The organism is Curtobacterium sp. MCBA15_005 (genome assembly GCF_001864855.1).
GTDB classification, from domain to species: Bacteria; Actinomycetota; Actinomycetes; order Actinomycetales; family Microbacteriaceae; genus Curtobacterium; species Curtobacterium flaccumfaciens.
This window is the reverse complement of record NZ_MJGL01000015.1, coordinates 1-8,861: the sequence shown is the minus strand read 5'-3', so window position 1 is coordinate 8,861 and position 8,861 is coordinate 1. Positions and strand designations below refer to the sequence as shown.

The window sequence follows — 8,861 nt, the reverse complement described above, 5'->3', positions numbered from 1 at the left end:
TGATCCGCGCCTCCGGTCCGCTACCCTCGCGACGTGAAGCGTCTCTCCCCCGGCCAGCGCTGGGTCATCGGTCTCGGCGCGTTCGCGCTCGTCTGCCTCCTCGTGGGCATCATCGCCATCGCCGTCGGGATCGGCAACGGCGCAGCCACCTGCGTCGACGTCGAGGACGACGGGTTGCAGTACGTGTGCCCCGGTGACACCAGCAGCATCCTGTGGGGCAGCGTCCTCGCCGTCGTCGGGCTGCTCCACCTCGGACTCACCGGGCTCGCGGGTGCACTCGTCTGGACCTCGACACCGAGGATCGCTCCGAAGCCGGTCCGACGACCCGAGCACCTGCCCGGCCAGACCCATCGGGTGTTCTCCTACGGCACGCTCCAGCAGCCCCTCGTGCAGGAGTCGCTGTTCGGCGAGCACGTCCCGACCGCCCCGGACTCCCTGCCCGGCTGGCGGCTCGACCGGGTGACGATCACCGACCCGGACGTCATCCGGACGAGCGGCTCGGACCAGCACCCGATCCTGCGCCGCGGTGCTCCTGACGACGTCGTCGAAGGGGTGGCCCTGGCTCTCGGGTACGAGTGGCAGCTCCGCGCGGTCGACGGGTACGAGGTCGCCGACTACCAGCGCGTGCGGGTCACACTCGCCTCGGGTCGGACGGCCTGGGTCTACGTCGCCGCCGACGAAGCCTGAACCGCGGTCGCTGCGGCCAGTCGCTCGAGCCCCTCGTCGATCGACACCGACGGGGTCCACCCGAGCTCCTGCCGGGTCCGCCGCTGGTCGAACCAGTGCGCGGTCGACAGCTGCTCGGCCAGGAACCGGGTCATCGGCGGTTCGTCCTCGCCCGGTCGGACGCGCCAGACGGCCTCGACCACGGAGCCCGCGGCCCGTGCGACCGCGGCCGGCACGTGCCACTGCGGGGGCCGGACGCCCGACGCCGTGCAGATGCCGGCGAGCAGATCGGCGACGGGTCGGGGCTCACCGTTCGTGACCACGTAGGCGTTGCCGTGCACGCCGTCGTCCGTGACGCGTTCGAGTGCCGCGACCATGGCCGTCGCGGCGTTGTCGACGTAGAGCGTGTCGATGAGCGCAGCGCCGGAGTCGAGCAGCGGGAGCCGTCCGGCTCGGGCCCGCTCGACGATCCGTCCGACGAGCTGGGTGTCCCCCGGACCCCACACCAGGTGCGGCCGGACGGCCACGACGGCGAAGTCCGGGGCGTCGGCACCGAGTGCCAGCAGCTCCGCCGCGGCCTTGGTGCGGGCGTAGTCGCCACGGGCACGGGACGGTTCGGCCGGACCGGCGTCGGCCCCGACGAGCGACGACCCGGTGTGCGCGACCGACGGCGACGACACGAAGACGAAGCGCCCGACGCCGGCGGCACGGGCGGCCGCCAGCAGTGCGCGGGTTCCCTCGACGTTGACCCGGGCGAAGTCGGCCGGGTCCCCGGCGAGCGACACCTTCGCGGCCAGGTGCACGACCGCCTCGACCCCGTCGACCGCACGGGCGATCGCAGCGTCGTCCGTCATCGTCCCGGCGACGTCCTGCACGCCCGACACCCCGGAGGGACGGCGCTGGAAGGTCCGGACCTCGTGCCCGGCGTCCCGCACGGCTGCGGCGGTGGCCTGCCCGAGGAACCCGCTGGCCCCGGTGACCAGGACCTTCACGGGCGCACCATCCGGCCGCCGTCTCGAACCGCGACGGGTCGAAGATTCGTGCTCACCGACACCTCACGCACCCGACGGCCCGTGAGGTGTCGCTGAGCGCGCGAGAACGCGCCGAACGCGCCGCTCACGGGCGCACCATCCGGCCGCCCGACAGCACCGAGCCGGCCCAGCGGGACAGCCGGGTGCGGTCGACCTTGGAGTTGTGCCGGATGTCCGTCGGCAGCACGGGCACGACGAGCACCGCCGCGAGTGGCACTCCGGCGGCGGCACGGACCGCTGCGGCGAGCGACGGCGACGCCAGCCCGGGCCGGCGCACGGCAGGGTCGGTCTCGACGACGGCCACCACCTGCTGGGTGCCGATCGGCCCGATACCCGCGACCCCGGCACGTCCGACACCGTCGACGCCCTCGATCCGCTGCTCCGGCCCCACCGGCGTGACGACCCCGTCCGGGGTGGTCAGCACGTGTTGCAGCCGGCCCTCGACCCAGATCCGTCCCGCGCCGTCCAGGTGCCCGACGTCCCCGGTGCGGTGCCCGCGCGGGTCGTCGACGCCGAGGCGCGAGACCCGGTCGGTGCGCCAGAGCCGGTCGTAGTGGTCGCGCACGTGTGGTGCCGCGACGACGATCTCGCCGGTGATCCCGGGCTCGTCCGTCAGGGCTCCGGTCGAGCGCCCGGAACCGTCGAGCGGTGCGATGCGGACGCGGACGTTCGCTGCCGGCACCCCCACGCAGATCCCCTCGTCATCGGACCGGCCGGCGGCACGGACCCCGTCCAGGTCGACGTCCGTCATGAGCAGCCCCTCGGTCATGCCGTAGGGGGTGTGCGCGCTGGCGTTCGGCATCAGCTCGGTCGCCGCGGTCAGCAGCGCAGCCGAGACGGGAGCCCCGGCCGACAGGAACAGCCGCACGCCCCGCAGCGCCTGGCGGTCGGCGTCGGTGAGTTCCGACGCGGTCGCGACGACGTTCGCCAGGGCCGCCGGCGACAGGAACACCACGGTGGCGTCAGCCGCGGCGACCGAGGCCGCGACCGCCTTCGCCGTCAGGGTGCGCGGCGCGGTGACGTCCATGTCGGGCGCGACCGACCGTGCCCCGAGGGCCGGGCCGAGCAGCGCGAACGGTGCGAACCCGGCGACGAGGCCGGTGCCGACACCGACGTCGTACTGGGTGGCCAGGGCGTCCCGGATGGCACTGAGCTGGCCGTGCGTGTACACGACGCCCTTCGCCGGCCCGGTCGATCCCGAGGTGAAGAGCACGGCCGCGGGCGCGTCCGGCGACGGGGCCGTCGGTAGCGCGGTGCCGTGCGCGAGACGGCGGGCTCCGCGGCGGGCGACGTCGACGAGCGTGTGCTCCACGCGCAGCGCCTTCCGGGCCGGCGCGGGCAACGAGACCGTCGCGATGCGTCGCCCCGGCCAGCCGAGGGCACGCGCGGCACCGAGCCCGGGCAGCGCGCCGATGATCCAGTCCGGTCGGGCTCCGCGGACGGCCCGGGTCAGGCCGCCGAGTCCGAGTCCGGCGTCCGCGACGACGACGACCGCCCCGATCCGCACGCAGGCGTACAGGACGGCGGTCAGGTCGGCACCGGGGGTCACCAGGAGCGAGACACGGTCGCCGCTCCGGACGCCCAGGTCGTCGAGTCCTGCGGCGATCTCGTCGACCCGTCGGGCGAGCAGCCGCCACGTGATCGTGCGGGGGCCACCGGCGGCGGCCATCTCGACCAGCGCGGGTTCGTCGCTCTCGCGCAGTTCGTCGAGCCGCGCCCAGAGCGGCGGGGTCGCCTGTGCGGACTGGCCCGGGTCCACGGCGTCGGACTGGAGGCCCGTGGGGGCCTGGGCAGGACGGCCACCGTCCGGCAGGCGGTCACCGAGCCAGTCGAACACCGCGCCCGCCACGTCGGCGTCCTCCGGCAGCAGGTGCCCGGCGCCCTCGAACCGGTGGACGTCGGCGTGCGGCACGCGTTCGGTCAGGTCGTCCAGGTAGCGCTCGAGGAACACCGGGTCGCGCGGACCCCAGAGCAGGAGCACCGGCACGTCGAGCGCGGCGACCCCGGCGGCGATGCGGTCGAGTTCGGGTGCGCTCCGGTGCCGGGCGTCGACGGGGATGTCCGCGACGAACCCGCCGATGCCACCGCGTCGGGCGGCACCGCGGTAGGGCGCCCGGTAGCCGTCGGCGACGGCCCGCTCGAGCTTCGGGTGCGCGATGGCCAGGGTGGTCTCGAGGAACGCCGGGGTCACGACCGTCGCGCGGCCGAGCATCCCCGGACCGAGGGCGAGCCGCAACGGTGCGGGGATCGGGGCGTCGTCGGACTGGTGCACGGCGGTGTTGCACGTCATCGCGGCGGCCAGGACGTCCGGGTGGTCGACCGCCCAACCGAGCGACACCACACCACCCCAGTCGTGGCCGAGGGTGACGACCGGCCCGGTCAGCCCGAGCTCGTCGGTCAGGGCTCCGAGGTCCGCGACTCGCTGCGCCAGTCCGCGCTCGACGCCGGTGCGCTCCGAGAAGCCCATGTCGAGCTGGTCGACGGCGACCACACGCCAGGCCGGTCCGCCGGCCTGCGCGACCTCGAGCGAGGTGCGGAGCACCGACCGCCACAGGTACGACCACGTCGGGTTGCCGTGCACGCAGAGGATCGTGCCGATCGGTTCCACGCCGAGCACGGCCAGGGACCCGGCCGTGTCGAGGAGGTGCCAGGTGCGCGCGACGCGATCCGTGCCTCCCGGCCGTTCTGCAGACCACGCGGGGACCGTGACCAGACGCGACCAGGCCGGGTCGAGGCCGGGCAGGGAGGGCGGCTGCGTCGCCGGAGCCGTGCTCGCGGCGACGCGGGGCAGCCGGGACGTCACCAGTGGAGTTCCATCATCGCCGTGTTGATGCCGGAACCGACGCCGCCCAGGAACACGCGGTCACCGCGACGGATGCCGCCGGAAGCGACCTCGTCGGCCAGGGTGATCGGGATCGACGCGGGGCCGACGTTGCCGAACCGCTGGTACGTGGTGGGGACCTTGTCGCGCGGGATGCCGATCGCCTCGACGAAGGCGTTGGTGTGCACGTCGGAGACCTGGTGCAGCACGTAGCGGTCCATGTCGGCCCAGTCGAAGTGGGCTCGGGCCTCGGTCCAGGCGGCGACGACGAGCTCCATGCCGCCCTTGAGCAGCATCTTCGCGTCCGTGAACATGCCGTCGACGCTGCCGACGCACAGGTCGTACCACTGGGTCGCCGCGCGGGTGACGCCGCCGACGATCCGGTGGCCTTCAGGGTGCAGGTCCGCCGGGCCGAGCACGGCCGCCGCGGCACCGGACCCGAGGGTCAGGCTGGCGAACTCGCTCATGAAGTCCTTGCGGTTCCGGCCGCCCTGGTTCAGGCGGTCGATGGTGTTGAGCTGCACCTGGTCGGCGTCCTCGCCGTCGACGACGAGCGCGTACTTGATCTGACCGGAGTCGATCATGCCCGCGGCGACGCTCATGGCGTTGACGAACCCCAGGCAGGCGTTCGCGATGTCGAAGTTGATGGCGGACGACGGCAGCCCGAGGCCGTGGTGCAGGCGGACGGCCACCGACGGTTCGAGGTGCGGGCGCGTCACCGAGGTGTTGATGAGCAGCCCGATCTCGTCCGGACGGACACCGGCTTCGGCCATGGCACGACGGCCGGCGTCGATCGCCGCGTCCTGGAAGGTCTGGCCCTCGCCCCAGTTGCGGCGCTCGATGACCCCGGCGACGCGCTCGAGCAGTCCCATCGGCAGACGGAGCCGACGGAGGACCCCGCGGAGCTTGGCCTCGATGTCGGCCGAGGTCGTCACACGCTCCGCCGTGGTGGTCGCCACGGAGAGCAGTGAGACGTTCCGGTGCTTCGCCGTGGCGTTGCCGGGCTGCTCCGGTTCACTGCTCGATGCCTGGTCGACCGGCCGTTCCGTCATGATCGTCACCGACACATACTTCCGCATCTGGCCTGTGTGCGCGATCCGGATGCGCTGGACGGCCCTGAACCAGAGCAATGCATTGCATGTGAAATACATATTGCATACGATGGCTACCGACCCCTTCGATCGGAGCCCCGAATGCCCCCGCTCAGCAAGTCCACCTCTGCCGCAGCCCTCCTGCTGGCCTTCGCGCCGTTGGCGGTGCCGGACATGGCCGCCGCGACGACCGTCACGACGGCGCCCGCGCCGACCGAGGAGCGAGCCGACGAGTCCGTGGAGCCGGAGGCTCCGGGCGAGGGCGAGGGCGAGGCCGAGGGCGAGTCGCCTGTCGACAGTGGCGCGCCTGTCGAGCCCGAGGCGCCCGCGGACACCGCGGCCCCGGTCGACGCCGACCCCGCCACGAAGCCGGAGCCGGCCCCGGCGCCGAGCACCACGCCCGCCCCGACCCCCACCCCCGAGGCGCAGCCCACGACCGACGAGGTCACGCCGAACGAGACGTCGATCAACGTGTACGTCGAGGGCGCACCGGACGCGGTCGGTCAGCCGGGACAGCGGTTCGAGACGTCGATCTTCAACGTCAAGAACGCGAGTAGCTTCACGATCCCGCGCGGCGCGCTCGACTTCCACTGGACCATCACCGGCCCTGCGACCTTCACACGCGGACGACCGCCGTTCTCCGTGGCGAACTCCGGCACGGCGAACGTCGCGAACTGCACGTTCACGTCTCCCACGCAGACCGACTGCCTCGGCGGGAACCCCCAGCCGCTCTACACCGGAGGAGCGAACTTCAACCACATCCGGGTGCCGGTCACCGTTGACGCTTCGGCGCTGCCGGGCGACGTCGTCACGGTGCACGGCTCGTTCGCCCCGAACGCCGCCACCGACTACGTCAACACGAACGAGCAGACGACATCGACGTGGAAGGTCACCATCCCGCTGACCGCCGCCGTCATCGACGAGCCGACCGCAGCCGTCGGACCGAAGCCGACCATCACCGGCCGGGGCGTCCCCGGCGGCACCGTCGACGTGACCGTCGGTGACCGGGCACCGGTGAACGTCCCCGTCGGCGACGACGGCACCTGGTCGCTCCCCGTCACCGAGGCGCTGTCAGACGGGTCGGTCACCGTCACCGCCGTGCAGCACCGCAACGGCTTCACCGCCGAACCCACCACGGCGACCCTCGACGTCGACGCCACCGCCCCCGATGTCCCGATCGTCGACGACCCCGGCACCCTCGACGACCCGACCGGACCCATCACCGGTACAGCCGACCCGGGCTCCATCGTCATCGTCCGGGACCGTGACGGCAACGAACTCGGCCGCGACCGCGCGAACGAGGACGGCGACTTCTCCGTCCGTCTCGACGCGCCGCTGCCGGAGGGCGCGACCGATCTCGTGGTCGTCGCCGCCGACGCTGTCGGCAACGAGTCCGGCCCGGCGACCGCGACCGCGGTCGTCCCGGACACCACCGCGCCCGATGCTCCGGTCGTCGAGCGCCAGGACCTCGCGACCCCGACCGGTCCGGTGGTCGGAACCGCCGAGCCCGGCTCCATCGTGATCATCCGCGACCGGGACGGCGACGAGATCGGGCGCGGCGAAGCCAATGACGACGGCGACTTCTCGGTCGAGCTGGACGAGCCGCTGACCGAGGGCGACCACGGCCTGGAGGTCGTCGCGCAGGACGACGCCGGCAACGAGTCGGCTCCCTCGCCCGTGACCGTCACCGCACCCGACGTCACCGCACCCGATGCGCCGATCAGCACGACCCCCGAGTTCCTCGCCGACGGCACCGGCCCCTTCACCGGGTCGGCCGAACCCGGTTCGACGGTGATCGTGCGTGACGCCGACGGCAACGAACTCGGCCGTGCCGAGGCCCGCGACGACGGGCAGTTCACCATCGTGCTCGACGAGCCGCTCGACGACGGCGCGCACGACCTCGAGCTCGTCGCGCAGGACGAGGCCGGCAACGTCTCGTCCCCGACGCCGGTCACGGTGGACGTGGACGACGACGCTCCGAACGCACCGATCGTCACCGGTCCGACCGACCTGGCTGACGGCAAGGGCCCGATCACCGGGACCGCCGAGCCCGGCTCCACGGTCATCGTCCGTGACGAGGACGGCAACGAGATCGGCCGCGGCGAAGCCAACGACGACGGCGACTTCAGCATCGAGCTGGACGAGCCCCTCAACGACGGCGAGCACAACCTCGAACTGATCGCACAGGACGACGCCGGCAACATCTCGACCCCCACCCCGGTCACGGTTGACGTGGACACCGAAGCACCCGACGCACCCGTCGTCACCAGCCCGTCCGACCTGAGCGACGGCAAGGGACCGATCACGGGTACCGCGGAGCCGGGCTCGATCGTGATCATCCGCGACGAGGAGGGCAACGAGCTCGGCCGCGGTGAGGCCAACGACGACGGCGACTTCTCCATCGAGCTCGACGAGCCCCTGGATGACGGCGAGCACAAGCTCGAACTCATCGCCCAGGACAAGGCCGGCAACACCTCCGAAGAGACGAAGACCACGGTCGACGTCGACACCGAAGCACCCACGGCACCGGTCGTCACCAGCCCGTCCGACCTCACCGATGGCAAGGGACCCATCACGGGGACCGCTGAGCCTGGTGCCACGGTGATCATCCGTGACGAGGACGGCAACGAAATCGGCCGCGGCGACGCCAACGACGACGGCGACTTCTCCATCGAGCTGGACGAACCGCTGACCGACGGCGAGCACAAGCTCGAACTCGTCGCGCAGGACAAGGCCGGCAACAGCTCCGAAGAGACGAAGACCACCGTCGACGTCGACACGAAGGCCCCGACCGCACCCGTCGTGACAAGCCCGTCCGACCTGAGCGACGGCAAGGGCCCCATCACCGGGACCGCCGAGCCCGGTGCCACGGTGATCATCCGCGATGAAGACGGCAACGAACTCGGCCGCGGCGACGCCAACGACGACGGCGACTTCTCCATCGAGCTCGACGAGCCCCTCAACGACGGCGAGCACAAGCTCGAACTCGTCGCCCAGGACGACGCCGGCAACACCTCGGAGGAAACGAAGACCACGGTCGACGTCGACACCGAAGCACCGGAAGCACCCGTCGTCACAAGCCCCAGCGATCTCGCTAACGGCAAGGGCCCCATCACCGGCACCGCCGAGCCCGGCTCGACGGTCATCATCCGCGACGAGGACGGCACCGAGATCGGCCGCGGCGAAGCCAACGACGACGGGGATTTCAGCATCGAGCTGGACGAGCCGCTCAACGACGGCGAGCACAAGCTC

5 protein-coding genes are annotated in these 8,861 nt (G+C 72.4%); 2 read left to right on the top strand and 3 right to left on the bottom strand.

Going from position 1 to position 8,861, the window contains the following annotated elements:
- Window positions 1-33: 33 nt before the first annotated feature.
- Window positions 34-687 carry a gamma-glutamylcyclotransferase family protein gene (locus tag BIU89_RS18910; RefSeq protein ID WP_254791566.1) on the top strand — a complete coding sequence of 218 codons (654 nt, stop codon included), beginning with the start codon at window positions 34-36 and terminating at the stop codon, window positions 685-687.
- On the opposite strand, the gene BIU89_RS09370 is transcribed toward BIU89_RS18910, so the two are convergent.
- The 3 genes from BIU89_RS09370 to BIU89_RS09360 form a co-directional block, all read right to left on the bottom strand.
- Window positions 663-1,658, bottom strand: a complete 996-nt coding sequence (locus tag BIU89_RS09370) for an NAD-dependent epimerase/dehydratase family protein (RefSeq protein ID WP_071246077.1) — start codon at window positions 1,656-1,658, stop codon at window positions 663-665. The two genes, BIU89_RS18910 and BIU89_RS09370, sit on opposite strands and share 25 nt — an antisense overlap.
- Window positions 1,659-1,782: 124 nt before the next feature.
- On the bottom strand, window positions 1,783-4,500 hold the full coding sequence (locus BIU89_RS09365; RefSeq protein WP_254791565.1) for an alpha/beta fold hydrolase: 2,718 nt from the start codon (window positions 4,498-4,500) through the stop codon (window positions 1,783-1,785).
- Window positions 4,497-5,570, bottom strand: coding sequence for a 3-oxoacyl-ACP synthase III (locus tag BIU89_RS09360; RefSeq protein WP_042537701.1), 1,074 nt, complete (start codon window positions 5,568-5,570; stop codon window positions 4,497-4,499). Before BIU89_RS09360 ends, BIU89_RS09365 begins: the two co-directional genes overlap by 4 nt.
- Window positions 5,571-5,711: 141 nt before the next feature.
- On the opposite strand from BIU89_RS09360, the gene BIU89_RS09355 reads away from it, so the two are divergent.
- On the top strand, window positions 5,712-8,861 hold a 3,150-nt coding region (locus BIU89_RS09355; protein WP_254791563.1), incomplete at its 3' end, for an Ig-like domain-containing protein.